We start from the raw sequence: 25,762 nt of genomic DNA, 5'->3' as shown, positions 1-25,762 counted from the left end.
GCAGCTGCAAGCTTCTAGCCCCAAGCTGCGGGCACCTTGCCGTAGAGCCCTTGCGGGCTCTGCTGCAACGCTGCCTACCGCTTGAAGCTTATGTCTTGAAGCTCCCCGGAGGGGCCCATGAGCTATGTGATCGACCGACGTCTCAATGGCAAGAACAAGAGCACGGTAAACCGCCAGCGGTTTCTGCGGCGCTACCGTGACCACATTAAAAAGGCCGTCGAAGAGGCGGTTAGCCGGCGCTCCATCACCGATATGGAGCATGGCGAGCAAATCAGCATTCCCGGGCGGGATATCGACGAGCCGGTGCTGCACCACGGCCGTGGCGGCAAGCAGACCGTGGTTCACCCAGGCAACAAGGAATTCACTGCCGGCGAGCACATTGCCAGGCCTCAAGGCGGCGGTGGGGGCGGTGGCGGCCGGGGCAAGGCCGGCAACTCCGGCGAAGGCATGGACGAGTTCGTGTTCCAGATCACCCAGGAGGAATTCCTCGAATTCATGTTCGAGGACCTGGAACTGCCCAACCTGGTGAAACGCAACCTGACCGGAACCGACACCTTCAAGACCGTACGAGCCGGGATCAGCAACGAAGGCAACCCGGCCCGGATCAATATCATCCGTACCTTGCGGTCGGCCCACGCGCGGCGCATTGCCTTGTCCGGCAGCAGCCGGGCCAAGCTGCGCGAAGCCAAGGAAGAACTGGCGCGCCTGAAGCGGGAAGAACCGGACAATTTCGGCGATATCCAGGAGCTTGAGGCGGAAATCGAGCGCCTGAGTGCCCGGATTCACCGCGTGCCCTTCCTCGACACCTTCGACCTCAAGTACAACCTGCTGGTGAAACAGCCCAACCCCAGCTCCAAGGCGGTGATGTTCTGCCTGATGGACGTTTCCGGCTCCATGACCCAGGCCACCAAAGACATCGCCAAGCGTTTCTTCATCCTTCTGTACCTGTTCCTCAAGCGCAACTACGACAAGATCGACGTCGTGTTCATCCGCCACCACACCAGCGCCCGGGAAGTGGACGAAGAGGAGTTCTTCTATTCACGGGAAACCGGCGGCACCATCGTCTCCAGCGCCCTGAAGCTGATGCAGGAGATCATGGCCGAACGCTACCCGAGCAACGAGTGGAACATCTACGCCGCCCAGGCCTCCGATGGCGACAACTGGAACGACGACTCGCCGATCTGCCGCGACATCCTGATCAACCAGATCATGCCGTTCGTGCAGTACTACACCTACGTGGAAATCACCCCGCGCGAGCACCAGGCCCTGTGGTTCGAGTACGAACGCATCGCCGAGGCCTTTTCCGATACATTCGCCCAGCAGCAACTGGTTTCGGCCGGAGACATCTATCCGGTCTTCCGTGAACTCTTCCAGCGCAGGTTAGTGACATGACCGCCAGAGAGCAGAAGCGCCAACCCATCTCCACCGGCTCGGAATGGACCTTCGAGCTGATCCAGGCCTACGACCGTGAAATCAGCCGTATCGCGGCCCGCTATGCCCTGGACACCTATCCCAACCAGATCGAAGTGATCACCGCCGAGCAGATGATGGACGCCTATGCCTCGGTGGGCATGCCCCTGGGCTATCACCACTGGTCCTACGGCAAGCACTTCCTCAGCACCGAAAAATCCTACAGCCGGGGCCAGATGGGCCTGGCCTACGAAATCGTCATCAACTCCGACCCTTGCATTGCCTATCTGATGGAAGAGAACACCATCTGCATGCAGGCGCTGGTGGTGGCTCACGCCTGCTATGGCCACAACAGCTTCTTCAAGGGCAATTACCTGTTCCGCACCTGGACCGATGCCAGCTCGATCATCGACTACCTGGTGTTCGCCAAGCAGTACATCATGCAATGCGAGGAGCGCCATGGCATCGATGCCGTGGAAGATCTGCTGGACTCCTGCCATGCCTTGATGAACTACGGTGTCGACCGCTACAAGCGGCCCTACCCGATTTCCGCCGAAGAAGAACGGCGCCGGCAGAAAGACCGGGAGGAACACCTGCAGAAACAGATCAACGACCTGTGGCGCACCATTCCCAAGGGCGCGGACAAGTACAGCGACAAGGACAATGCGCGCTTCCCCGCCGAACCTCAGGAAAACATCCTCTATTTCATCGAAAAACACGCGCCACTGCTGGAGCCCTGGCAACGCGAGATCGTGCGCATCGTGCGCAAGATCGCCCAGTACTTCTACCCGCAACGCCAGACCCAGGTGATGAACGAAGGCTGGGCTACCTTCTGGCACTACACCTTGATGAACGATCTGTACGACGAGGGCCTGGTCACCGATGGCTTCATGATGGAATTCCTCACCTCCCATACCAGCGTGGTATTCCAGCCAGGCTTCGACAGCCCCTACTACAACGGCATCAACCCCTATGCCCTGGGCTTTGCCATGTACCGCGACATCCGACGCATCTGCGAGGAGCCCACCGAAGAGGACCGGCGCTGGTTCCCGGAACTGGCCGGCACCGACTGGCTGTCGAGCATCAAGTTCGCCATGAGCAGCTTCAAGGACGAGAGCTTCATCCTGCAGTACCTGTCGCCCAAGGTCATCCGCGATCTCAAGCTGTTCAGCATCATGGACGACGACCAGAAGGACGACCTGCTGGTACCGGCAATCCATGATGAAAGCGGCTATCGGATCATCCGTGAAACCCTGGCCGCGCAATACAACCTGGGTAACCGAGAACCCAACGTGCAGATCTGGAGCATCGACCGCCGGGGCGACCGCTCCTTGACCCTGCGTCATCAGCAACACGACCGTAAACCCCTGGGGGATTCCACCGACGAAGTGCTCAAGCACCTGCACCGCCTCTGGGGCTTCGACATTCACCTGGAAACCCTGCAGGGCGACCAGGTAATGAAAACCCACCACGTACCGCCAAAGAGCGATCACAACGAAAACGACTACGGTCGCCTGGACCTGGCGGTTATCCACCTTTAAGCCCGATAACAAGCCTCCGGATGCGCGATACAAGGGTTATCCTGTCGCGCTAACGGAGGTTTTTTTATGCGGATTTACAAAGTCGGCGGCGCCGTGCGCGACCGCCTGCTCGGCAGGCCGGTTACCGATATCGACTGGGTGGTAGTGGGTGCCAGCGCAGAGGAGATGCTCGCCAAGGGCTTTCGCCCTGTGGGCGCGGACTTCCCGGTGTTCCTGCACCCCAAGAGCGGCGAGGAATATGCCCTGGCCCGCACCGAGCGCAAGAGTGGGCGGGGTTATAGCGGTTTCACCTTCCATGCCAGCCCGGAAGTCACTCTGGAAGAGGACCTGATCCGTCGCGACCTGACCATCAACGCCATGGCCGAAGATGAACAGGGCCGCCTCACCGATCCCTACAACGGTCAGAAGGACCTTGAAGAGCGGCTATTGCGCCACGTTTCCCCGGCATTCGCCGAAGATCCCCTGCGAGTACTGCGGGTCGCCCGCTTCGCCGCCCGCTACGCCGGGCTGGGTTTTCGCGTGGCGCCAGAGACACTCGAGCTGATGCGCGAACTCAGTGAATCCGGCGAGCTTCAGGCCCTGACGGCCGAACGCAGCTGGAAAGAGATATCCCGCGCCCTGATGGAGGATCAGCCCCAAGTCTTTATCCAGGTATTGCGCGACTGCGGCGCGCTGGCGGTGCTGATGCCCGAAATCGACGCACTGTTCGGCGTACCTCAACCCGCGGTCCACCACCCGGAGATAGACACCGGCGCGCACACCCTCAGCGTTCTGCTGCAAGCCGCGTTGCATCAGCAACCCCTCAGCGTGCGCTGGGCCTGCCTGCTCCACGACCTGGGCAAAGGCCTGACACCCGAGGAGGAGTGGCCACGGCACATTGGCCATGAGCGCACAGGCCTGGAACTGATCAAGGCGGTCAATGAACGCTTCAAGGCGCCCCGGGAATGCCAGGAGCTGGCACTGCTGGTGGGCCAGTACCATACCCACGGCCACAAGGCGCTGGAACTCAAGGCCTCGACACTCCTGGAACTATTGCAAAGTTTCGACGTGTTCCGACGCCCACAGCGTTTCGAAGAGTTCGTAGCGGCATGCGAAATGGATGCTCGCGGCCGTCTTGGGCTGGAGTCGCGACCTTATCCGCAGGCCGATTACCTGCGAGGAGCCGCCGAGGCGGCGCGCAAGGTGGCGGTTCAACCCTTGCTGGAACAGGGGTTCAAGGGGCCGCAACTGGGCGAGGCACTAAGGCTGGAACGACTGAAGGCCATCAAGGCCTACAAGGAACAGCACGCGCCTTGAGTGAGTCGCGGACCGCCCCGCCGGGTCCGCGATTAGTCGAGTGCAGCTACAGGTCTGGTGGGGTCAGTTGCATGCCCTGCCATTCGAAGGCGACCGGGGCCAGCACCTGATCGATCTGCGCCTCGGCCCAGAGCGCCCCGAGGCTCTTGCCCGCCAGCGGATGCACCCGCTCGGGCGCCATCAGCGACAGCGGCCACAGCACGAAGGCGTTCTTCAGAATCTCTGCCCGGGGCAGGATCAGGCCATCGAAATTGCCGGTCAGTTCACCGTAGAGCAATACATCGATATCCAGCGGCAGGCCTTTACGATCAGGGGCATAACGGCCGTTATCGGCCTCGATGAACTTCAGGCGCCGGTCCAGCTCGATCAGAGGCAAGTCGGTAAAAGCCGTCACCACCAGGTTGAAGAACGGGCCGCTCTTGATTCCCACCGGCTGGCTTTCGAACACCGGCGAGCAACGCATATCCACCAGAAAACCGGCCAGGGCATCGAGCCCGGCCCGCAGATGAACTTCACGCCCGATATTGCTACCGAGCCCCAGATACACCTGAGTCAGCGACATCCGCGCTCGATCTCCACACCCACACCCGAGGCAGCCGGGACGGCGCCAGGCTTGGTCAGTTTCAAGCGCAACCAAGGGATGTGAAATTCATTCATCAGAACCTCGGCAAGGCGCTCGGCAAAGGTTTCCACCAACTGGTACTGGGCATGCTCGGCAAACGCCTGGATCCGGGTGGAGACACTGGCATAGTCCAATGCCAGCGTCAGATCATCTCCAGCAGCTGCCGGGCGATTGTCCCAGGCAAAGCTCAGATCAAGACGCAGGCACTGTCGGATGCCGCGCTCCCAGTCGTAGGCACCAATCACGGTGTCCACTTCCAGCCCTTCGATAAACACTCTGTCCAAGCACTCTTCTCCGCAGCACGACAAGGGCGCAATGCGCCGTTAGAATCAGGGCTTCCTCGCCCGGAATAGTTAGCATGTTTTGGTTACTGGCGATTTTCGCCTACCTGCTCGGCTCTCTGTCCTTCGCCATTTTGCTCAGCCGCCTTACGGGTAATCCCGACCCGCGAATGAGTGGCTCGGGTAATGCCGGCGCCACCAACATGCTGCGCCTGGCCGGCAAGAAGCTCGCAGTCCTGACCCTGCTGGGAGATCTGTGCAAAGGCCTGGTGCCTGTGCTGATCGCCCACCTCGCGGGCTTGTCCCTGCAACAACAAGCCTGGGTGGGGCTCTATGCCGTCCTCGGCCATCTGTTTCCACTGTACTTCCGCTTCCGCGGCGGCAAGGGTGTCGCCACCGCCGCCGGCATGCTGCTGGGGCTCTACCCCCCGGCCGCGCTGCTGGCCATCGCCGCCTGGGCGCTAACCTTCTATCTCACTCGTACCAGTTCACTGGCCGCACTGATCGCCACCCCCCTGACCTTGCCACTGCTGGCCTGGCAGGAACCGGAGGCGCTATTGCCGATGAGCGTGCTGACACTGCTGATCGTCTGGCGCCACCGCGGCAATTTACGCGACCTGTTTGCCGGGCGCGAACGGCATTTTTGAATCCCTCAGATGTAAAGGCATCAGCCCGAGCCTCCCCGCATGAAATCAGAGAGCTGACAACTGCTCCATCGGCCAACGCGCCTGTACGCTGATCGCCAGGCTTTCCTGCTGCCCGGCCTGCAAGCGCTGGCAACCGGCAAAGGCGATCATCGCTCCGTTGTCGGTGCAGAACTCGGGACGGGCGTAGAACACATTGCCCTTCATTTCAGCCAGCATCTTTTCCAGCGAGGCGCGCAATGCCTTGTTGGCACTTACACCTCCCGCAATAACCAGACGTTTGAGACCGGTCTGCTTCAAGGCACGCTTGCATTTGATGGTCAGAGTCTCCACCACCGCCTGCTGGAACGCGAGGGAGATGTCGCAACGGGTTTGCTCGCCGTCGTCTCCAGCGCTGACGCACTGCTGCCAGGTGTTCAAGGCGAAGGTTTTCAAGCCGCTGAAGCTGAAATCCAGCCCCGGGCGATCGGTCATCGGCCGCGGAAAGACAAAGCGCCCCGCTACGCCCTGAGTCGCCAGGCGCGCAATCTCGGGGCCGCCCGGATAATTCAGGCCGATCATCTTCGCCGTCTTGTCGAATGCCTCGCCTGCGGCGTCATCCAGGGTCTCGCCCAACAACTCGTATTGGCCGATACCATCGACCCGAACCAACTGGGTATGACCACCGGACACCAACAAAGCGACGAACGGGAATTGCGGAGGTTGCTCCTCCAGCATCGGCGCCAGCAGGTGGCCCTCCATATGGTGCACGCCCAGGGCTGGAATGCCCCAGGCAAAGGCCAGCGCCTGGGCGCAGGAAGCCCCCACCAGCAAGGCACCAACAAGGCCGGGGCCAGCGGTGTAGGCAATCGCGTCGATCTCGGTAGGCACGCAGTCGGCCTCGGCCAGCACCTGGCGGATCAAGGGCAGCATGCGCTTGACGTGATCCCGGGAGGCCAACTCCGGCACCACGCCACCGTAGGCGCGATGCAGGTCGATCTGGCTGAACAGCGCGTCGGCCAGCAGGCCCCGCTCACTGTCGTATAACGCGACGCCGGTTTCGTCGCAGGACGTTTCTAATCCCAGTACTAGCATGGGTTTGCGCCTTGTAGAGGCTGAATTCGAAGGCGCGCATAATAGTCGCCACTCCCGCGCCCGACCAGCGGTTTTCGATCAGAGGCTTTGCATTCCGAGCGTTGAGGGGTTAACATCCGCAACCCTTAAAAACCGACGACCTCAGCCGCGATTTTTGCGACGAGAACGTTGACCCCGGTAATGAATGAAGGTAGCTCTGGATGCCAGCCGTCAAAGTTAAAGAGAACGAACCCTTCGACGTAGCTCTGCGTCGTTTCAAGCGCTCCTGCGAAAAAGCCGGTGTTCTGGCTGAAGTTCGTAGCCGCGAATTTTACGAGAAGCCGACTTCTGAGCGTAAGCGCAAAGCAGCTGCTGCTGTTAAGCGTCACGCCAAGAAAGTTCAGCGCGAACAGCGCCGCGCCGTACGTCTGTACTAATACACAGACGTTCGTTGCAAGCTTCTGCCAAGCCCGGCCCTCAGCCGGGCTAATGGCATTTGCGGAATACGCTTGATGCTTCACCGTCGAAGCCGCCCATGCGACCCAGACGATTCTGCTTCACCACGTCAGACCTGGCTTCTTGCCAGCGGTGCACGTCTTTTCTGACGAGCCTTCCAAGGCTACTGACGAGCACACCCTTATCTGACTCCTACAGACGATCAGCCCAAGGCGCCCTTCTCCAGCGCCCGCTTAATGAGCTATCCGAGGCCAGCCCAAAGCCACTGTCGGACTCAGCGCAACACCTTCAAATAGTCGAATACTGATTGAAACTAACGTCAGTGGACGTTCGGCAGATACACTTCCCGACTGCGATCACGCCGAAAACCAGGGTCGAGCCGCGTAACCTCACGCTTGGCCGCCACCTGAACTTTCGACAGTGTCGCCAGGGCTATCTTTGCGCGCAGTGATGACGAGAACGCCATGGCCGGGCTTATTCCCCAGAGCTTTATTGACGACCTTCTGAACCGCACCGACATCGTCGATGTCGTCAGTTCGCGCCTGCAAATCAAGAAAGCTGGCAAGAACTACACCGCCTGCTGCCCCTTCCACAAGGAAAAGACCCCCTCCTTCAGCGTCAGCCCCGACAAGCAGTTCTACTACTGCTTCGGCTGCGGCGCAGGCGGGAACGCCCTCGGCTTCATCATGGACCACGACAACCTGGACTTTCCCCAGGCCGTCGAGGAACTGGCGAAGGCGGCTGGCATGGAAATCCCCCGCGAAGAGAGCAGCCGCGGCCAGCGCAAGCCTCGGCAACCCACCGACTCACCGCTGTATCCGCTGCTCACCGCCGCCGCCGACTACTACCGCCAGGCCCTGAAAAGCCATCCAGCGCGCAAGGCTGCGGTCGACTACCTGAAGGGGCGCGGCCTTACCGGCGAGATCGCCCGGGACTTCGGCCTGGGCTTCGCTCCGCCTGGCTGGGACAACCTGTTCAAACACCTGAGCAGCGACACCCTGCAGCAGAAAGCCATGATCGATGCCGGCCTGCTGATCGAGAACGCCGAGACCGGCAAGCGCTATGACCGCTTTCGCGACCGGGTAATGTTCCCGATCCGCGACACTCGCGGCCGAATCATCGCCTTCGGCGGCCGGGTTCTGGGGGACGACAAGCCCAAATACCTGAACTCTCCGGAGACCCCGGTCTTTCACAAGGGCCAGGAACTCTACGGCCTGTTTGAAGCCCGCAAGAACAACCGCAACCTCGACGAAATCATCGTTGTCGAGGGCTACATGGACGTCATCGCCCTGGCCCAGCAAGGCCTGCGCAACGCCGTGGCCACCCTGGGTACCGCCACCAGCGAAGAACACCTCAAGCGCCTGTTCCGCATCGTACCCAACGTACTGTTCTGCTTCGACGGTGACCAGGCTGGACGCAAGGCCGCTTGGCGCGCCCTGGAGGCGACCCTGACCTGCTTGCAGGACGGGCGCCGCGCGCGCTTTCTCTTCCTTCCCGAAGGCGAAGATCCGGATACCCTGGTCCGCTCCGAAGGCACCGATGCCTTCCGCGCTCGAATCAACCAGCACGCACAGCCGCTGGCCGATTACTTTTTCCAGCAACTGATCGATGAAGCCGACCCGCGCTCACTGGAAGGCAAGGCCCATCTGGCGACCCTGGCCGCGCCCCTGATCGAGAAGATCCCCGGGGCCAACCTGCGTACCCTGATGCGCCAGCGCCTGAGCGAAATCACCGGCCTGACCAACGAAACGGTCAACCAACTGGCCCACAGCGCACCGCCCGAAGCGCCACCCGCCTACGACGCAGGCATCGATTACGACGCGATGCCGGATTATGCCGACTACCATGAGCCGCATCAGGAGGCGTACGCCCCACAACAAGAGTGGACGCCGAAGAAAAATGCCGGCGGCAAGAAATGGGAAAACAAACCCTGGGACAAGAACGGCAAGGGCAAGCGCCAGGGCGATCGCGACCAGCCACGCGGCCCGCGCATTCCCGCTGCAGTGGAACCGCCGACCCTTTCAGCCTTGCGCACTTTGCTGCATCACCCGCAATTGGCAGAAAAAGTTGAAGATGCCGGGCATTTTGCCGATGACGACAACACCAATACCCAGTTGCTGGTGGCTCTGATCGAAGCCGTGCAGAAAAATCCTAAGCTACGCTCTATTCATCAATTGATGGCGCGCTGGCACGGCACCCAGCAAGGGCATCTGCTCACCGCACTGGCGGAAAAAGAATGGCTGATCGACGGAGATAACCTTGAACAACAGTTTTTCGACACCATTAATAGTTTGTCAGCTCGCCAACGCGAGCGTGTTTTAGAGCAACTTCTCAGGAAATCGCGTCAAAGCGAGCTCAGCAGCGAAGAGAAAAAACAGCTGGTTGAGCTTCTAAAACGCAATGTTCCCGCATCAAACCCGACCTCAACTGGCGCGTGAGGTCATAGCTCGGGTATAATCCTCGGCTTGTTTTTTGCCCGCCAAGACCTTCAGTGGATAGGGTGTTATGTCCGGAAAAGCGCAACAGCAGTCTCGCCTCAAAGAGTTGATCAGCCGTGGACGTGAGCAGGGTTACCTGACTTACGCGGAGGTCAACGACCACCTGCCGGAGGATATTTCAGATCCGGAACAGGTGGAAGACATCATCCGCATGATCAACGACATGGGGATCAACGTATTCGAGAGTGCTCCGGATGCGGATGCCCTTTTGTTGGCCGAAGCCGATACCGACGAAGCAGCAGCTGAAGAAGCCGCCGCAGCGTTGGCGGCTGTGGAAACCGACATTGGTCGCACTACCGACCCAGTGCGCATGTACATGCGCGAAATGGGCACGGTAGAGCTGCTCACACGTGAAGGCGAAATCGAAATCGCCAAGCGTATCGAAGAGGGTATCCGTGAAGTGATGGGCGCAATCGCGCACTTCCCTGGCACGGTTGATCACATCCTCTCCGAGTACACTCGCGTCACCACCGAAGGTGGACGCCTGTCCGACGTTCTCAGCGGGTACATCGACCCGGATGACGGCATTACGCCGCCTGCCGCCGAAGTGCCACCGCCTGTCGACACCAAGACCGCGAAAGCGGATGACGACAGTGAAGACGAAGAAGCGGAAGCGACCGAAGACGAAGAAGAAGCCGAAAGCGGTCCGGATCCGGTCATCGCCGCACAGCGCTTTGGCGCCGTCGCCGACCAGATGGAAGTCACCCGCAAGGCGCTGAAGAAACACGGCCGCGAGAACAAGCAAGCCATCGCCGAAATGCTGGCCCTGGCTGAACTGTTCATGCCGATCAAACTGGTTCCGAAGCAATTCGAAGGCCTGGTTGAACGTGTACGCAGTGCCCTGGATCGCCTGCGCCAGCAGGAACGCGCCATCATGCAGCTCTGCGTGCGTGATGCCCGCATGCCACGTGCCGACTTCCTGCGCCAGTTCCCGGGCAACGAAGTGGATGAAAGCTGGACCGACGCCCTGGCCAAAGGCAAGAGCAAGTACGCCGAAGCCATCGCCCGCCTGCAGCCGGACATCATCCGTTGCCAGCAGAAGCTGACCGCTCTTGAAGTCGAAACCGGCTTGAAGATCGCCGAGATCAAGGACATCAACCGTCGCATGTCGATCGGTGAGGCCAAGGCCCGCCGCGCGAAGAAAGAGATGGTTGAAGCCAACCTGCGTCTGGTGATCTCCATCGCCAAGAAGTACACCAACCGTGGCCTGCAGTTCCTCGACCTGATCCAGGAAGGCAACATCGGCTTGATGAAAGCGGTGGACAAGTTCGAATACCGTCGCGGCTACAAGTTCTCGACTTATGCCACCTGGTGGATCCGTCAGGCGATCACTCGCTCGATCGCCGACCAGGCCCGCACCATCCGTATTCCGGTGCACATGATCGAGACGATCAACAAGCTCAACCGTATTTCCCGGCAGATGCTGCAGGAAATGGGTCGCGAACCGACTCCGGAAGAGCTGGGCGAACGCATGGAAATGCCTGAGGACAAGATCCGCAAGGTATTGAAGATCGCCAAAGAGCCGATCTCCATGGAAACCCCGATCGGTGATGACGAAGACTCCCATCTGGGCGACTTCATCGAAGACTCGACCATGCAGTCGCCAATCGATGTCGCCACGGTTGAGAGCCTCAAGGAAGCAACTCGCGAAGTACTCTCCGGCCTCACTGCCCGTGAAGCCAAGGTACTGCGCATGCGCTTCGGCATCGACATGAATACCGACCATACCCTCGAGGAAGTCGGTAAGCAGTTCGATGTGACCCGTGAGCGGATCCGCCAGATCGAAGCCAAGGCGCTGCGCAAGCTGCGCCACCCGACGCGAAGCGAGCATCTGCGCTCCTTCCTCGACGAGTAAGCCCAAGACCCCCAGCCCAGCTGGGGGTTTTGCTTTTTGCAGCCCGTCCTTCTTTCCTTCCCCGCCCCATAGCCGGTCTACACTCGAAACATTCCCCGTGCCATAACGAGACGGTTATGCCCAGACTGTCGGCCATGCTCCTGCTGGCGCTGCTCACCTGGACCGCAACGGCTGGCGCGCTGACTCTCACCGACGAAGAACGTAGCTGGCTCAAGACTCACCCGGAACTGCGCCTGGGTGTGGACGCTTCATGGCCGCCTTTCGAGTATCGGGATGAAGAAGGCCGCTATCAGGGCCTGGCCGCGGACTACATCCACCTGATCCAGGAACGCCTGTCCGTAAACCTCAAGCCCGTCGAGCCCGCCAGTTGGACCGCGGTGCTAGAGGACGCCAAGCAGGGCAAGCTGGACCTGCTGCCCGGGATCATGTCGACCCCCGAACGCCAGAGCTACATGGCCTTCACCCGGCCTTACCTGGACTTCCCCATCGTCATCCTCGCCCATGAAGGCGGCGCGCAACCCCACAACCTCAAGGAACTGTACGGCCTCAAGATAGCGGTGGTGGAAAACTACGCCCCTCACGAACTGTTGCGCACCCACCACCCGGACCTGAACCTGGTGGCCATGCCCAATGTCAGCTCGGCGCTGCAGGCCCTGGCCACCGACGAAGTGGACGCCGTGGTCGGCGACCTCGCCTCCAGTGTCTGGAGCCTGCGTCAGCTCAAGCTCGACGGTCTCTACGTCAGCGGCGAAACCCCCTACCGCTATCAGTTGGCGATGGGCGTCCCGCGGGAAAACAAGGTCCTGGTAAGCATTCTCGACAAGGTGCTCGCCGACCTCAGCCCCGAGGAAATCAGCACCATCCAGCAACACTGGGTGGGCAGCGTGCTCGACCACAGGACCTTCTGGTCGGATGTCCTGATGTATGGCCTGCCCGGTCTACTGCTGCTGGTGACCGTGCTGGCGGTGGTGATCCGTATCAACCGCCGCCTGAGCTCGGAAATTTCCCGGCGGGTCGCCCTGGAACAGGAACTGCGCAGCAGCGAATACCACTACCGCAGCCTGGTGGAAAGCCTGTCCGCGATTGCCTGGGAAGCGCGCATCAGCGACTTTACCTACAGCTATGTCTCGCCCCATGCCGAAGCCCTGCTGGGCTATCCCCTGGCCCATTGGCTGATTCCCGGTTTCTGGCGCAACATCATCCACCCCGCGGACCTGACCCGGGCCCAGGCCTTCTGCGACCACGAAGTGCAGGCCGGGCGGGATCACAGCCTCGATTACCGGGTGATCGCCGCCGACGGTCGCTGCCTCTGGGTGCGCGACATCGTCAGCCTGATCGAGCATGGCCACGAACCGGTGATGCGCGGGCTGATGATCGACATCAGCGAGACCAAGCACACCGAAGAGGCCCTGCGCCTGTCCGAACAGAAGTTCGCCTCGGTGTTCCAGCAATGTCCGGACATCCTGGTGATTGCCCGGCTGTCCGACGGCTGCCTGCTGGAAGTCAACAAGGCCTTCGAGGAGCAGATCGGCCTGAGCGCGCAAAGCGTGGTTGGCCAGACCGCCACCGAGCTCAATATCTGGGGCATCCCCGGGGTCGGGCCGGGGCTGCTGCAACGCTTGCAGGCCGGCAGCATCCGCAATCTGGAAATGCCCTTTCGCCGGCATAACGGCCAGTTGTTCACCGGCCTGATCTCCGCCGAGCCCTTCGACCTCGACACCACGCCGGCGCTGGTGGTAGTGGTACGCGACATCAGCCAACTCAAGGAGACCCAGCAACAACTGCAGACCTCCGAGGAGAAGTTCGCCAAGGCCTTCCATGCCTCCCCCGATGGCCTGCTGCTGACCCGTCAGAGCGACGGGCTACTGATCGAGGTCAACGAAGGCTTCAGTCGCATCACCGGCTTCAACAGCGCCATGTCGCTGGACCGCTCGACCCTGGACCTGGGCATCTGGGTCAATCTCAATGAGCGCAAGCAGATGCTTGACCTGCTGCAGCGCGATGGTTTTGTCCGCGACTTCAACTGCCATATCCGGCGCAACGATGGCCAGATCCGCCTCTGCGAGCTGTCGAGCCGGCCACTGCCCATCGGCGGTGACGACTGCATGCTGACCATCGCCCGGGACATCACCGACCGACGCCTGATGCAGGAGAAGCTGCAACAGGCGGCGACCGTATTCGAAAGCACGGCCGAAGGCGTGATGATCACCGATACCCAGCAGCGCATCAGCGCAGTCAATCGCGCCTTCAGCGAAATCACCGGCTACAGCGAACGCGAAGCCCTGGGCCACACTCCGCGCCTGCTTGCCTCGGGCCTGCATGACAGCGCCTTCTACGCCGCGATGTGGCATCAGTTGACCCTGGAGGGCCACTGGCAGGGTGAGATATCCAACAGGCGCAAGAATGGTGAGCTTTATCCCAACTGGCTGACCATCAATGCGGTGCGCAACCGGGAAAACCAGATCACCCATTTCGTCGCGGTGTTCGCCGATATTTCCAGCCTCAAGCACGCCCAGGCGCGGCTCGACTACCAGGCACACCACGACCCCCTGACCGGCCTGCCGAATCGCACCCTGTTCGAAAGCCGGCTGCTCAGTGCCCTCAATAGCCAACAGGACAACGGCAGCCAGGGCGCGGTGCTGTTCCTCGACCTGGACCGGTTCAAGCACATCAATGATAGCCTCGGCCACCCGGTGGGCGACCTGCTGCTCAAGGGCATCGCCGTGCGTCTGAAGGAACAGCTGAGGGATATCGACACCGTGGCCCGCCTGGGTGGCGACGAATTCATCATCCTGCTGCCGGGCCTGCACCAGGCCAGCGATGCCGATCACATCGCCACCAAGCTGCTGAACTGCTTTACCGCCCCCTTCCAGGCCGGCGAACACGAGTTCTTCATCAGCGCCAGCATCGGCACCAGCCTGTACCCCAAGGACGGCTGCGATGTCGCCACCCTGATCAAGAACGCCGACGCCGCCATGTATCGCTCCAAGGCCAAGGGCCGCAACCGCGTGGAGCGCTACACCCGCGACCTGACCGCCCAGGCCAGCGAACGGGTAGCCCTGGAGCACGAGCTGCGGCGAGCCATAGAGCGCAACGAGCTGTCACTGTATTTCCAACCCAAGATCAGCCTCAGCAACCACGAGCTGGTGGGCGCCGAAGCCCTGATCCGCTGGCATCACCCCACGTTCGGCGATGTGCCCCCAGAGCACTTCATTCCCCTGGCCGAAGAAAACGGCATGATCCTGCTGATCGGCGACTGGGTACTGGAACAGGCCTGCCTGCAACTCAACAACTGGAACCGGCGCTTTGAGGATTTCGGCCCGCTGTCGGTGAACCTCGCCGGCGCCCAGTTGCGCCAGCCCAACCTGCTGGGGCGCATCGAGCAACTGCTGCGCGACTATGACCTGCAGCCCGGAATGCTACAGCTGGAGATCACCGAGAATTTCATCATGAGCCAGGCCGAAGAAGCCCTGGAAGTGCTGCATCAGCTCAAGCGCCTGGGCGTGCAACTGGCCATCGACGACTTCGGCACCGGCTACTCGTCCCTCAGCTACCTCAAGCGCCTGCCCCTGGACTTTCTCAAGATCGACCAGTCCTTTGTCCGCGGGCTGCCGGACGACCCCCACGACGTGGCGATTGTCCGCGCCATCATCGCCCTGGGGCGCAGCATGCAGTTCACGGTGATTGCCGAAGGCGTGGAAAACCAGGAGCAGCAGACCTTCCTCACCCTGGAAGGCTGCGAACAGATCCAGGGTTATATCGTCAGCCTGCCCCTTGAAGCCGAGGAGTTCTGTACGACCTTCCTTCGGATCCGAGTTTCCGATTTTTCGGATAGCACAGCCGAGAAACCATCGCTATAATCCGGCGCCTACTGAGGGCCTATAGCTCAGTTGGTTAGAGCAGAGGACTCATAATCCTTTGGTCCACGGTTCAAGTCCGTGTGGGCCCACCAAACAAGAAAGCCGCGCAATGCGCGGCTTTTATGTGTCTGTTGCTTGAAAAGCAAACCTCATCAAGTCTTGGTCCGATAGCGCTCTTTCAACATGGGGCGAATCTTCAGGCGATCTTCCGGCGCCCACTCCCACACGGTTTCCAGTTCTTCGGTGACGGTTTGCACACTGATTCCCGGAAGCAGGACGACGAAGGTATTCCTTTGCAGGCAGTGCAATTCTGCACGGCCTGCGCCAGGTGCATCCCCCTCCCTCTCCTGAAGGCTTTCATAGAAGGCCAGGGCCTCGACCACCGTGTGGAAATGCTCGACCGCATCCTGAAAGCCTGAAAGAGACAGCCTGTACGTCATGCCGACATCCTTATTCATTCCCACTATTTCGGGATCTGGAAAAGGCGGCTTTTTAGCAAAATACCCACAAACAGTATCTAAGACAGTTCTTATTTACACTCCCCTGCAGTCAACCACCAACGCCCTCCCGGAACATGCCCCGCCTTCCCCAAATTGCAAGGGGCTGAAGCCCGTTGCCTGCGCCCATGAAAAAGCCGCGCATTGCGCGGCTTTTTCATGCTGCTGCCAGGCTGCGCTTATTTCTTGGGCAACGCGTAAGCAATCACGTAGTCGCCACGATCCGTCGACTGCCGCGCACCGCCAGCGGTGAGCAGGATGTACTGGCGACCGGTCTTGGGCGACACGTAGGTCATGGGGCCCGACTGGCTGCCCACGGGCAGGCGCGCCTTCCAGATCTCATTGCCATTGCCGGTATCGAAGGCCCGCAGGTAGAAATCCTGGGTACCGGCGAAGAACAGCAGGCCGGATTGGGTAGCCAGGGACGCGCCCAGGGTCGGCATGCCAATCGGGATCGGCAGGTGCATGCGGATCCCCAGCGGGCCGGTGTCCTGCACGGTACCCACCGGCACTTGCCACACCAGCTTGCGGGTCTTCAGGTCGATGGCCGACATGGTGCCGAACGGCGGCTTCTGGCAGGGAATGCCCGCCGCCGAGAGGAAGCGCTGGCGCATGGCGCCGAACGGCGTGCCTTCCTGGGGCACCACGCCCATCTCGATGCCACTGGCACCGGCGGCGATCTGGTCCCGGGGAATCATGTAATTGGCCAGGCCCAGGCGCATGTCGTTGACGAACATGTAGTTGCTGGTGGGGTCCACCGACACGCTGCCCCAGTTCATGCCGCCCAGGGAGCCCGGAAACTGCAACGCATGATCCAGGCCCGGCGGGGTGTACACACCCTCATGGCGCATGCCCTTGAACTGGATACGGCACATCAGCTGGTCGAAGGGAGTCGCGCCCCACATGTCGGACTCGGTCAGGGTCTGGTTGCCGATCGACGGCATTTCCACCGAGAACGGCTGGGTCGGCGAATACCGCTCGCCCGGCACATTGCCCTGGGGCACGGGGCGCTCTTCCACCCGGGCAATCGGCTTGCCGGTCTCACGGTTGAGCAGGAATATCTCGCCCTGCTTGGTGACCTGGGCCAGCGCCGGTTGCACACCGCCCTTGTCGTCCGGAATGTCGTACAGCAGCGGCTGTGCCGGCAGGTCGAAGTCCCAGAGGTCGTGATGGGTGGTCTGGAAGTGCCAGCGAACCTGGCCGGTCTTCACGTCGATGGCGACGATGGAGGAGTTCCACTTGTCGTCGAACTCGGTGCGCTGGCCGCCGAAGAAATCCGGGGTGGCGTTGCCAGTGGGCAGGTACACCAGGCCCAGCTTGGCGTCATAGGACATTGCCGACCAGACGTTGGGCGTGCCACGGGTGTAGGTTTCACCCGCCGGCGGGCGCTTGGTGGTGGCCGGGTTGCCCGGGTCCCAGGCCCACATCAGCTCGCCGCTGCGCACATCGAAAGCCCGAACCACGCCCGGCGGTTCGCCGGTGGAGAAGTTGTCCGCCACCCGGCCGCCGACGATCACCACGGTGCCCGCCACCAACGGTGTCGAAGTCTGCTGGTAGTAGCCCGGCTTGATCTCGCCCATGTCGGTTTTCAGATCGACCGTGCCCTGGTTGCCAAAGTCTTCACAGGGCTTGCCGGTTTCAGCGTTGATCGCGATCAGGCGCGCATCACCGGTCGGCAGGAACAGGCGCTTGGTGCAGGCCGCCGGAGCAGCGGGCGCCGAAGCATCGGCTACCGGGGTGGCAGAGGCGTCGAAATAACCCAGGCCGCGGCAGCGCTGCCAGTTTGGCGCGTAGCCCTGAGGGTCGAACTTCCAGCGCTCGGCGCCGGTGTCGGCGTCCAGGGCGAACACCTTGCCGTAGGCGGTGCAGGTGTAGACGGTATCGCCGATCTGGAGGGGTGTGTTCTGGTCTTCGGCACCAGCGCCGTTGCTTTCGGGCAGGTCACCGGTGCGGAAGGTCCAGGCCACCTGCAACTGGTCGATGTTGCCCTTGTTGATCTGGTCCAGTGCGGCGAAGCGGTTGCCCGCAGTGGTATTGCCCCAGTGGGCCCAGTCTTTCTGTTCCGTCCCGGGAGCCACCGGCTGGACCGCTGGCACCTTGTCCGCCTTGACCACATGGGTCGGCACGAACATGTAGGCCAGGGTCGCGACCACACCGATCCCCAACAGCCCAGCCAGGCCATAGGCACCGCGCCCGGCATGGGCTCCGGAGGCACGCACCAGGGTCGGGTAGATCAGCGCCACCACGAGGCCGATCACGGCGAAGGTCAGTACCCGCGAGACCAGCGGCCAGTATTCCAGGCCCGCATCCCAGACCGCCCAGATCGCCGTCAGCACCAGGGCCACCCCATACAGCCAGGCACCACGCGGGTTGCGCCGCGCGATCAACAGCCCGGACACCAGCATCGCCAGGCCCATCAACAGGAAATAGGCACTGCCGCCCAGGCTCAGGAGGTAACCCCCGCCTGCGGCCAGGCCCAGCCCGATCAGGGCAATCAGGATACCCAGCCCCCCGAGCAACCATTTGCTGCCGGCGGCAGCCCCCGTGTTTTTCATCTTAAAAACTCTCCCATCTTCAAAACCTGACGGCGAGAATGTACTAACCAGTTACTTATGACAATCTGTCGCAGGTCATTTGTTTCAAAAAAATTCCCGACTCACAGAGCGTAGCTGTCGCTTGCGCCATGTTCTCCGGGAGCTGCGGCGGGTGTTCACGGGAGCCTGTAACATGTGCGCTCCCCCGATAGCCGTGCTGGAGCCCACCTTGTCCGATAGCCGCCCTCCCGTTCTTGACGAAGTCGACCGTCAATTGATCGCAGCCTTGCAGATCAACGCCCGCGAAAGCGTGGCGATGCTGGCCCGGCAGTTGGGTATCGCCCGCACCACCGTGACCTCGCGCCTGGCCCGCCTGGAAAAGACCCGGGTCATTACCGGATATGGCGTGCGCCTGGGGCAGCGGGTAGTCGATGGCGGCTTGCAGGCGTATGTCGGCATCAAGGTCCAGCCGCGCTCTGGCAAGGAAGTGCTGCGGCGCCTGAGCGGCATGGCGCAGGTCCAGCAACTGTGTGCGGTCAGCGGCGAATTCGACTATGTGGCCTGGCTGCGCACCGACTCACCGGAACAGCTGGACCAGTTGCTGGACCAGATCGGCAGCGTTGACGGCGTGGAGAAAACCACCACCTCGATCATCCTCAGCAGCAAGATCGATCGCGGGCACGCGCTGTAAGACGCGCCCTGCCAATCAGTCAATCTGACGCACAAATTCGTCATATCGATAAATAACCGAGCATAACGACGACAGTTTGCGTCTTATTTACGTGTTTCACCCTCTCTAGAATGGCTGCCATCTTTTCCTATACTCAGCACTCTGCTGAGCCGCCCGCCAAGGTCAGCCATGAACAAGAACAATCGCCATCCTGCAGACGGTAAGAAGCCGATCACCATTTTCGGCCCGGACTTCCCTTTCGCCTTCGACGACTGGATCGAGCATCCTGCCGGCCTGGGCAGCATTCCCCAGGCACGGCACGGCACCGAAGTGGCGATTGTCGGCGCCGGTATCGCCGGGCTGGTGGCGGCCTACGAGCTGATGAAGCTGGGCCTCAAGCCAGTGGTCTATGAAGCCTCGAAAATGGGCGGCCGCCTGCGCTCCCAGGCCTTTGAGGGAGCCGAGGGGGTCATCGCCGAGCTGGGTGGCATGCGCTTTCCGGTGTCGTCCACGGCCTTCTACCATTACGTCGACAAGCTCGGCCTTGAAACCAAGCCCTTTCCCAACCCGCTGACCCCGGCCTCGGGCAGTACCGTCATCGACCTCGAAGGCCAGACCCACTACGCCCAGAAACTCGCCGACCTGCCGGCGCTGTTCCAGGAAGTCGCCGATGCCTGGGCCGATGCCCTGGAAGATGGTTCGCGCTTCAGCGAAATCCAGCAGGCAATCCGTGACCGCGACGTGGCGCGCCTCAAGGAACTGTGGAACACCCTGGTGCCGCTGTGGGACGACCGCACCTTCTACGACTTCGTCGCCACCTCCAAGGCCTTCGCCAAGCTGTCTTTCCATCACCGTGAGGTGTTCGGCCAGGTGGGCTTCGGCACCGGCGGCTGGGATTCGGACTTCCCCAACTCGATGCTGGAAATCTTCCGCGTGGTCATGACCAACTGCGACGACCACCAGCACCTGGTGGTGGGCGGCGTCGAGCAGGTGCCCCTGGGCATCTGGCGCCACGTGCCGGAGCGTTGTGCCCACTGGCCGGCCGGTACAAGCCTCAGCTCGCTGCACCACGGCGCGCCGCGTACCGGGGTCAAGCGCATTGCCCGGGCCGCCGATGGCCGTTTCAGCGTCACCGACAACTGGGGCGACACCCGGGAATACGCCGCGGTGCTGACCACCTGCCAGAGCTGGCTGCTGACCACCCAGATCGAATGCGAGGAATCGCTGTTCTCGCAAAAGATGTGGATGGCCCTGGACCGCACCCGCTACATGCAGTCGTCGAAGACCTTCGTCATGGTCGACCGGCCGTTCTGGAAGGACAAGGATCCGGAAACCGGTCGCGACCTGATGAGCATGACCCTCACCGACCGCCTGACCCGCGGCACCTACCTGTTCGACAACGGCGACGACAAGCCGGGGGTGATCTGCCTGTCCTACTCGTGGATGAGCGATGCCCTGAAGATGCTGCCGCAGCCGGTGGAAAAACGCGTGAAGCTGGCCCTGGATGCGCTGAAGAAGATCTACCCCAAGGTGGATATCGCCAGCCGTATCATCGGCGACCCGATCACCGTCTCCTGGGAGGCCGACCCGCATTTCCTCGGCGCCTTCAAGGGCGCGCTGCCGGGCCACTACCGCTACAACCAGCGGATGTACGCGCACTTCATGCAGGACGACATGCCCGCCGAGCAGCGCGGTATCTTCATCGCTGGTGACGATGTCTCCTGGACTCCGGCCTGGGTCGAGGGTGCGGTGCAGACCTCGCTGAACGCGGTGTGGGGGATCATGAAGCACTTCGGTGGCGCTACCCACGCCGAGAACCCGGGCCCGGGGGATGTGTTCCACGAGATCGGGCCGATTGCCCTGGCCGACTGAAACCGGCGGCCGGGCAGGCGCTCGTCCCCGCAGGCTTGCCCTGCGGGGATGTCGTACGAACCTGCGACAGCGGCTACAGTGGCCGGTCTGTCAGTGAGTGGAGTGAAGACCATGCGCGTCGCCCTGTATCAGTGCCCGCCACGGCCGCTGGATGTGGCCGGCAACCTGCAACGCCTGCATCAGGTGGCCATGGAAGCCACCGATGCCGATCTGTTGGTGCTGCCGGAGATGTTTCTCAGCGGCTACAACATCGGCCTGGAAGCGGTGGGCGCTCTGGCCGAGGCCCAGGACGGCCCTTCGGCCCAGCGCATCGCCGCCATCGCCCAGGCCGCCGGCACGGCGATCCTCTATGGCTACCCGGAGCGCAGTGTCGACGGCCAGATCTACAACGCCGTGCAGTTGATCGACGCCCAGGGGCAGCGCCTGTGCAACTACCGCAAGACCCACCTGTTCGGTGACCTCGACCATTCGATGTTCAGCGCCGGCGAAGATGACTTTCCGCTGGTGGAACTGGACGGCTGGAAACTCGGCTTTCTGATCTGCTACGACATCGAGTTCCCGGAGAATGCACGACGCCTGGCCCTGGCAGGCGCGGAGCTGATTCTGGTGCCGACCGCCAACATGATCCCCTACGACTTCGTCGCCGACGTGACGATCCGTGCCCGGGCCTTCGAGAACCAGTGCTACGTGGCCTATGCCAACTACTGTGGCCATGAAGAACAGATCCGCTATTGCGGCCAGAGCAGCATCGCCGCCCCCGACGGCAGCCGGATTGCCCTGGCCGGTCTCGACGAGGCCCTGATCATCGGCACCCTGGACCGCCAACTGATGGGCGAATCCCGGGCACTCAACCGCTACCTGTCCGATCGCCGCCCCGAGCTTTACGACGACCTGAGCAAGCGCTGATCCGGGGATATCCGCTAGCATGAGCGCTTCTCTGTTCTGGAAGTGCTCATGCCCGCGCCGAATCACCCTCTGCCCCCACTGGAAACCCTGGCCAACGGCCTGCGGGTTTCCCTGCGTCATGCTCACCATTTGAAACGCTGCGCCGCGACATTGCGGGTCGCCGCCGGCAGCCACGATGTGCCGCTGGCCTGGCCGGGCCTGGCGCACTTTCTGGAACACCTGCTGTTTCTCGGGACCGAGCGCTTTCCTGTCGAACAGGGGCTGATGGCCTATGTACGGGCCCAGGGCGGGCAACTGAACGCGCGAACCTGCGAACGTGCCACCGAGTTCTTTTTCGAGCTGCCGGCCAGCGCCTTTGCCGGTGGCCTGGAACGTCTGTGCGAGATGCTCGCTCAACCGCGCATGAGCCTGGAGGACCAACACCGGGAGCGGGAAGTCCTGCACGCGGAGTTCATCGCCTGGTCCCGGGATGCGACAGCGCAGCGTCAGTTCGCACTGTTTGACGGTCTTCATGCCGCGCACCCGCTAAGGGCCTTCCATGCCGGCAACCGCTACAGCCTGAACCTGCCCAATAACGCCTTCCAGCAGGCCTTGCAGCAGTTCCATCGCGAGTATTACCAGGCCGGGCAAATGGTCTTGAGCCTCGCCGGCCCGCAGCCACTGGAGGAGCTCCGAGCCCTGGCGGAACGCTACGGCAGTTGCCTGCCGAGCGGTCAACACCTTGAGCAGACAGCGCCTCCCGCCCTAATGGCCACGGGCAACCAGACTTACCAACAACTCAGCGGCCAGCGGCTGGACCTGCTGTTTGCTCTAGAGCGGCTGCCCGCGGGCGCGACTGCCGCTGTGGATTTTCTCTGCACCTGGCTGCAATCGGCCAAGCCCGGCGGGTTGCTGGCGGAACTCCAGCAGCGCCAACTGGCTCACAGCCTCAAGGCAACGCTCCTGTATGAGTTCGCCGGCCAGGCCCTGCTGCACTTGGAGTTCGATCTGACCAGCGTGGCGGCATCAGCCCCGGTTCAGGTACGCGAGCTGCTGACAGAGTGGCTGGGGTTCTTCAGTGCCCAGGCCGACTGGGCACCGTTGCGCGAAGAATATGCCTTGCTGCAACAGCGCCAGATCGAAGTTGCCAGCGCCCTGGAACTGTCCCGACGCGACAGCCGCCAAGCTGCCGATGGGCTGGATGAGTCGGGGCTGGCCGCCCTCAAGCAGGTGCTCAAGCAGTTGCAACCCCAGGCTGTGGAGCACTTCAGCCACGACTGGCGCCTGCCTCCTGCCAACCCCTTTCTACGCAGCACGATCGAGGCACCACGGGCCGGGTTGATTCGCGGGCAGACCAGCGCTCATCGCGGGCTGCGCACCTTTGCCCAGGATCGCTCCCGGGGCCGCAAGGAAAGCTCGGCCCTGAGCTTCAGCCAGGCGCTGCCAGCAGATCCTTCTGGTAGCGCCCTGACTCTGCGCTGGCAACTGGCCTCGCCTGCTCCGATGGGCTTGCATGCCCGGTTGCTGCGCAGCCTGGCGACATTGCGCGACGATGCCCGCCAGGCCGGCGTAGAGCTGATTTTCACCTCTTGTGGCAAAGACTGGCTGCTGAAACTGCACGGTTTGCCGTCCCCCATGCCCGCAGTACTACTGCAAGCATTGAAAGCCCTGGGACGACCTGCCGAGTCGTTCTGGCAGGAGCAGGCAAGCGTCAATGCTGAAGCGCCCCTGCTGCCGATCCGCCAATTGCTCAAGGCATTCAGCGAACAGCCACAGCCCGACAGCCCGGCCCAGCCCGACCCAGAGGCCTTGCAAGCACTCTGGGCCAGCGCTCGCTGGGACGGACTGGGCCTGGCGCTGCCAGCCGCCATCCAGGAAGCCTTGAGCCGAACCCTGCAACAGATGCCCGGCACAGCGGACGCCACCCTCTGCCGGCCGGTGCCAGCAGGCACCGGCCAGCAGTGGCAGAACCTGCCCGGGAGTGCCGGTGAGCATGCCCTGCTGCTGTTCTATCCCGTGCCCAGCGCCAGCCTTGCCGATGAAGCCGCATGGCGCCTGCTCGGCCAGCTCTGCCAGACCCCGTTCTATCAGCGCCTGCGGGTTGAGCTGCAACTGGGCTATGGCGTCTTCAGTGCCGTTCGCCAGCGCAACGGCCGGACGGGTCTGTTGTTCGGCGTGCAATCCCCCGGCGCGACAGTCACCGAGATACTTCAGCACATCGCACAATTCCTTGAGCACCTGCCCGAACAACTCCAGGCACTCGACGAGCCCAGCTGGAATGATCAGCGACAGGCCCTGGCTCAACAGTTGCAGCCCGCGACCCTGCCCCTGGACCAGGCCATGGAGCTGTTGTGGCAGGCAAAACTGGCCGGCCACTCGTCGGATTACCTGCCGCAGTTGCAAGGCTGCATAGAGGCCCTGACGCCCGCCATCGTGATCCAGGCCGCCCGCCAACTCAGAGAGGCTGCCGGCGGCTGCAGCGCGCTGGCCAACAGGCCGTGCCCGGGTACACCCTGGCAAGTGGCAGAATGATCATTACCAGCGCTGCAATGAGCTTTCTTCAGAATTGCGGGCAACCTTTAGTGGGAATTTAGTAAGATAGCCTCCTAAGCATCTGAACATCTCCCGCCGGAGGTGGACTATATGTATAGGCAACACCCGTCCCACCCACCTCAAAGGAGCAATTTTATGACCTGGTCCAAACCTGCTTACACTGACCTGCGTATCGGCTTCGAAGTCACCATGTACTTCGCCAGCCGCTAATTTCTGCCTCTGGCCAGAAACGCAGCGCAACGCCTCGGCCCGTCCGGGGCGTTTTTATTTTCAGTTCTCCGTCCTTTTTTCAGTCTTGAGCCCAGGGAGCGTCCATGTTTGTCCAGATTCTAGGTTCCGCCGCCGGCGGTGGTTTTCCGCAGTGGAACTGCAACTGTGTGAACTGCGCCGGATTTCGCGACGGTAGCCTGCGGGCCCAGGCGCGCACTCAATCGTCCATCGCGATTTCCGATGACGGGGTGAACTGGGTGCTGTGCAACGCCTCTCCGGATATCCGCGCGCAGTTGCAAAGCTTCGCCCCCATGCAACCGGGCCGCGCACTGCGGGACACCGGCATCGGCGCCATCATCCTCATGGACAGCCAGATCGACCACACCACCGGCCTGCTCAGCCTGCGTGAAGGCTGCCCGCACCAGGTCTGGTGCACCGACATGGTCCATGAAGACCTGAGCACCGGTTTCCCGCTGTTCAAGATGCTCAGCCACTGGAACGGCGGCCTGAGCTGGAACCGCATCGAGCTGGACCAGAGCTTCAGCATCCCCGCCTGCCCCAACCTGCGCTTCACGCCGCTGCCCCTGCGCAGCGCAGCGCCGCCCTATTCGCCCCACCGTTTCGACCCGCACCCGGGGGACAACATCGGCCTGATCGTCGAAGACCTGCGCAGCGGCGGCAAACTCTTCTACGCGCCGGGCCTGGGCAAGGTCGACGCGCCACTCCTGGAGATCATGGCCGCCAGCGATGTGCTGCTGGTGGACGGCACCCTGTGGGAAGACGATGAAATGCAGCGTCGTGGCGTGGGCACCCGTACCGGCCGGGAAATGGGCCACCTGGCGCAGAACGGCCCCGGCGGCATGCTCGAAGTGCTGGAACAGTTGCCCCGCCAGCGCAAGGTGCTGATACATATCAACAACACCAACCCGATACTCGATGAAGACTCCGCCGAACGTGCCGAACTGGTACGCCGAAAGGTGGAAGTGGCTTACGACGGAATGAGTATTGAGCTGTAGGGCGAATCG

General features: G+C 62.0%; 19 protein-coding genes and 1 tRNA gene. 15 read left to right on the top strand and 5 right to left on the bottom strand.

All coding sequences use genetic code 11. The features are described from left to right. The first annotated feature begins 117 nt into the window (after positions 1–117). The 3 genes from AC1RMG_RS24450 (at position 118) to AC1RMG_RS24440 (ending at position 4,247) form a co-directional block, all read left to right on the top strand. Positions 118–1,392, top strand: coding sequence for a YeaH/YhbH family protein (locus tag AC1RMG_RS24450; RefSeq protein WP_011063832.1), 1,275 nt, complete (start codon positions 118–120; stop codon positions 1,390–1,392). Then, positions 1,389–2,951 carry a SpoVR family protein gene (locus tag AC1RMG_RS24445; protein ID WP_011063833.1) on the top strand — a complete coding sequence of 521 codons (1,563 nt, stop codon included), beginning with the start codon at positions 1,389–1,391 and terminating at the stop codon, positions 2,949–2,951. The genes AC1RMG_RS24450 and AC1RMG_RS24445 overlap by 4 nt, the downstream gene beginning before the upstream one ends. A 66-nt stretch (positions 2,952–3,017) precedes the next feature. Then, positions 3,018–4,247, top strand: a complete 1,230-nt coding sequence (locus AC1RMG_RS24440) for a multifunctional CCA addition/repair protein (protein WP_493170432.1) — start codon at positions 3,018–3,020, stop codon at positions 4,245–4,247. A gap of 46 nt (positions 4,248–4,293) precedes the next feature. Here AC1RMG_RS24440 and folK read toward each other — a convergent pair whose 3' ends face one another. Both folK and folB read right to left on the bottom strand, forming a co-directional pair. Then, a complete protein-coding gene (folK, locus tag AC1RMG_RS24435) occupies positions 4,294–4,809 on the bottom strand; it encodes a 2-amino-4-hydroxy-6-hydroxymethyldihydropteridine diphosphokinase (RefSeq protein WP_492585001.1) in 516 nt (171 codons plus the stop codon). Next, positions 4,800–5,153: a dihydroneopterin aldolase gene (folB, locus tag AC1RMG_RS24430; protein ID WP_011063836.1), complete on the bottom strand. Its 354-nt coding sequence runs from the start codon at positions 5,151–5,153 to the stop codon at positions 4,800–4,802. The genes folK and folB overlap by 10 nt, the downstream gene beginning before the upstream one ends. A 74-nt stretch (positions 5,154–5,227) precedes the next feature. Between folB and plsY the strand changes: the two genes are divergently transcribed. Further along, a complete protein-coding gene (plsY, locus tag AC1RMG_RS24425) occupies positions 5,228–5,797 on the top strand; it encodes a glycerol-3-phosphate 1-O-acyltransferase PlsY (protein ID WP_019094979.1) in 570 nt (189 codons plus the stop codon). A 45-nt stretch (positions 5,798–5,842) separates the two neighbouring features. Here plsY and tsaD read toward each other — a convergent pair whose 3' ends face one another. Continuing rightward, on the bottom strand, positions 5,843–6,868 hold the full coding sequence (gene tsaD, locus AC1RMG_RS24420) for a tRNA (adenosine(37)-N6)-threonylcarbamoyltransferase complex transferase subunit TsaD (RefSeq protein WP_011063838.1): 1,026 nt from the start codon (positions 6,866–6,868) through the stop codon (positions 5,843–5,845). 200 nt (positions 6,869–7,068) lie between these two features. Here tsaD and rpsU point away from each other — a divergent pair, with 200 nt between their 5' ends. The 5 genes from rpsU to AC1RMG_RS24395 all read left to right on the top strand — a co-directional run bounded on the left by rpsU (position 7,069) and on the right by AC1RMG_RS24395 (position 15,608). Beyond that, positions 7,069–7,284 (top strand): 30S ribosomal protein S21, encoded by a 216-nt coding sequence (rpsU, locus tag AC1RMG_RS24415; protein ID WP_002551877.1) that lies wholly within the window; start codon positions 7,069–7,071, stop codon positions 7,282–7,284. A 483-nt stretch (positions 7,285–7,767) separates the two neighbouring features. After that, positions 7,768–9,741 carry a DNA primase gene (gene dnaG / locus AC1RMG_RS24410; protein WP_019094980.1) on the top strand — a complete coding sequence of 658 codons (1,974 nt, stop codon included), beginning with the start codon at positions 7,768–7,770 and terminating at the stop codon, positions 9,739–9,741. Between the two features lie 67 nt (positions 9,742–9,808). Next, positions 9,809–11,656 (top strand): RNA polymerase sigma factor RpoD, encoded by a 1,848-nt coding sequence (rpoD, locus tag AC1RMG_RS24405; protein WP_011063840.1) that lies wholly within the window; start codon positions 9,809–9,811, stop codon positions 11,654–11,656. 116 nt (positions 11,657–11,772) lie between these two features. Continuing rightward, the gene (locus tag AC1RMG_RS24400) at positions 11,773–15,516 is read left to right on the top strand and encodes a bifunctional diguanylate cyclase/phosphodiesterase (RefSeq protein WP_493170430.1); all 3,744 of its coding nucleotides are present in this window, start codon (positions 11,773–11,775) and stop codon (positions 15,514–15,516) included. 15 nt (positions 15,517–15,531) lie between these two features. Further along, positions 15,532–15,608: transfer RNA gene (locus AC1RMG_RS24395), tRNA-Ile, on the top strand. A gap of 60 nt (positions 15,609–15,668) precedes the next feature. Here the strand turns inward: AC1RMG_RS24395 and AC1RMG_RS24390 are convergent. Together AC1RMG_RS24390 and AC1RMG_RS24385 are read right to left on the bottom strand one after the other, a co-directional pair. Continuing rightward, a complete protein-coding gene (locus AC1RMG_RS24390) occupies positions 15,669–15,974 on the bottom strand; it encodes a hypothetical protein (protein ID WP_170866334.1) in 306 nt (101 codons plus the stop codon). Positions 15,975–16,192: 218 nt separating this feature from the next. Continuing rightward, entirely contained in the window at positions 16,193–18,568 is a 2,376-nt protein-coding gene (locus AC1RMG_RS24385; protein ID WP_019094517.1) for a glucose/quinate/shikimate family membrane-bound PQQ-dependent dehydrogenase, read from the bottom strand. 208 nt (positions 18,569–18,776) lie between these two features. On the opposite strand from AC1RMG_RS24385, the gene AC1RMG_RS24380 reads away from it, so the two are divergent. The 6 genes from AC1RMG_RS24380 to pqqB all read left to right on the top strand — a co-directional run bounded on the left by AC1RMG_RS24380 (position 18,777) and on the right by pqqB (position 25,753). Next, a complete protein-coding gene (locus AC1RMG_RS24380) occupies positions 18,777–19,238 on the top strand; it encodes an Lrp/AsnC family transcriptional regulator (protein WP_011063845.1) in 462 nt (153 codons plus the stop codon). A gap of 168 nt (positions 19,239–19,406) precedes the next feature. After that, a complete protein-coding gene (locus tag AC1RMG_RS24375) occupies positions 19,407–21,089 on the top strand; it encodes a flavin monoamine oxidase family protein (RefSeq protein WP_410036824.1) in 1,683 nt (560 codons plus the stop codon). A 111-nt stretch (positions 21,090–21,200) separates the two neighbouring features. Beyond that, positions 21,201–21,995, top strand: a complete 795-nt coding sequence (locus AC1RMG_RS24370) for a carbon-nitrogen hydrolase family protein (protein WP_011063847.1) — start codon at positions 21,201–21,203, stop codon at positions 21,993–21,995. A gap of 48 nt (positions 21,996–22,043) precedes the next feature. Then, positions 22,044–24,506: a pyrroloquinoline quinone biosynthesis protein PqqF gene (pqqF, locus tag AC1RMG_RS24365; protein ID WP_493170427.1), complete on the top strand. Its 2,463-nt coding sequence runs from the start codon at positions 22,044–22,046 to the stop codon at positions 24,504–24,506. 156 nt (positions 24,507–24,662) lie between these two features. Further along, positions 24,663–24,737 carry a pyrroloquinoline quinone precursor peptide PqqA gene (gene pqqA / locus AC1RMG_RS24360; protein ID WP_003194766.1) on the top strand — a complete coding sequence of 25 codons (75 nt, stop codon included), beginning with the start codon at positions 24,663–24,665 and terminating at the stop codon, positions 24,735–24,737. Between the two features lie 104 nt (positions 24,738–24,841). Further along, entirely contained in the window at positions 24,842–25,753 is a 912-nt protein-coding gene (gene pqqB, locus AC1RMG_RS24355; protein WP_011063849.1) for a pyrroloquinoline quinone biosynthesis protein PqqB, read from the top strand. The last annotated feature ends 9 nt before the right edge of the window (positions 25,754–25,762 follow it).

The sequence above is a fragment of the Pseudomonas sp. GW822-FHT04H02 genome, from assembly GCF_058800645.1.
Note: the sequence above shows the minus strand (reverse complement) of the source record. Positions and strands in the feature narration are given on the sequence as shown.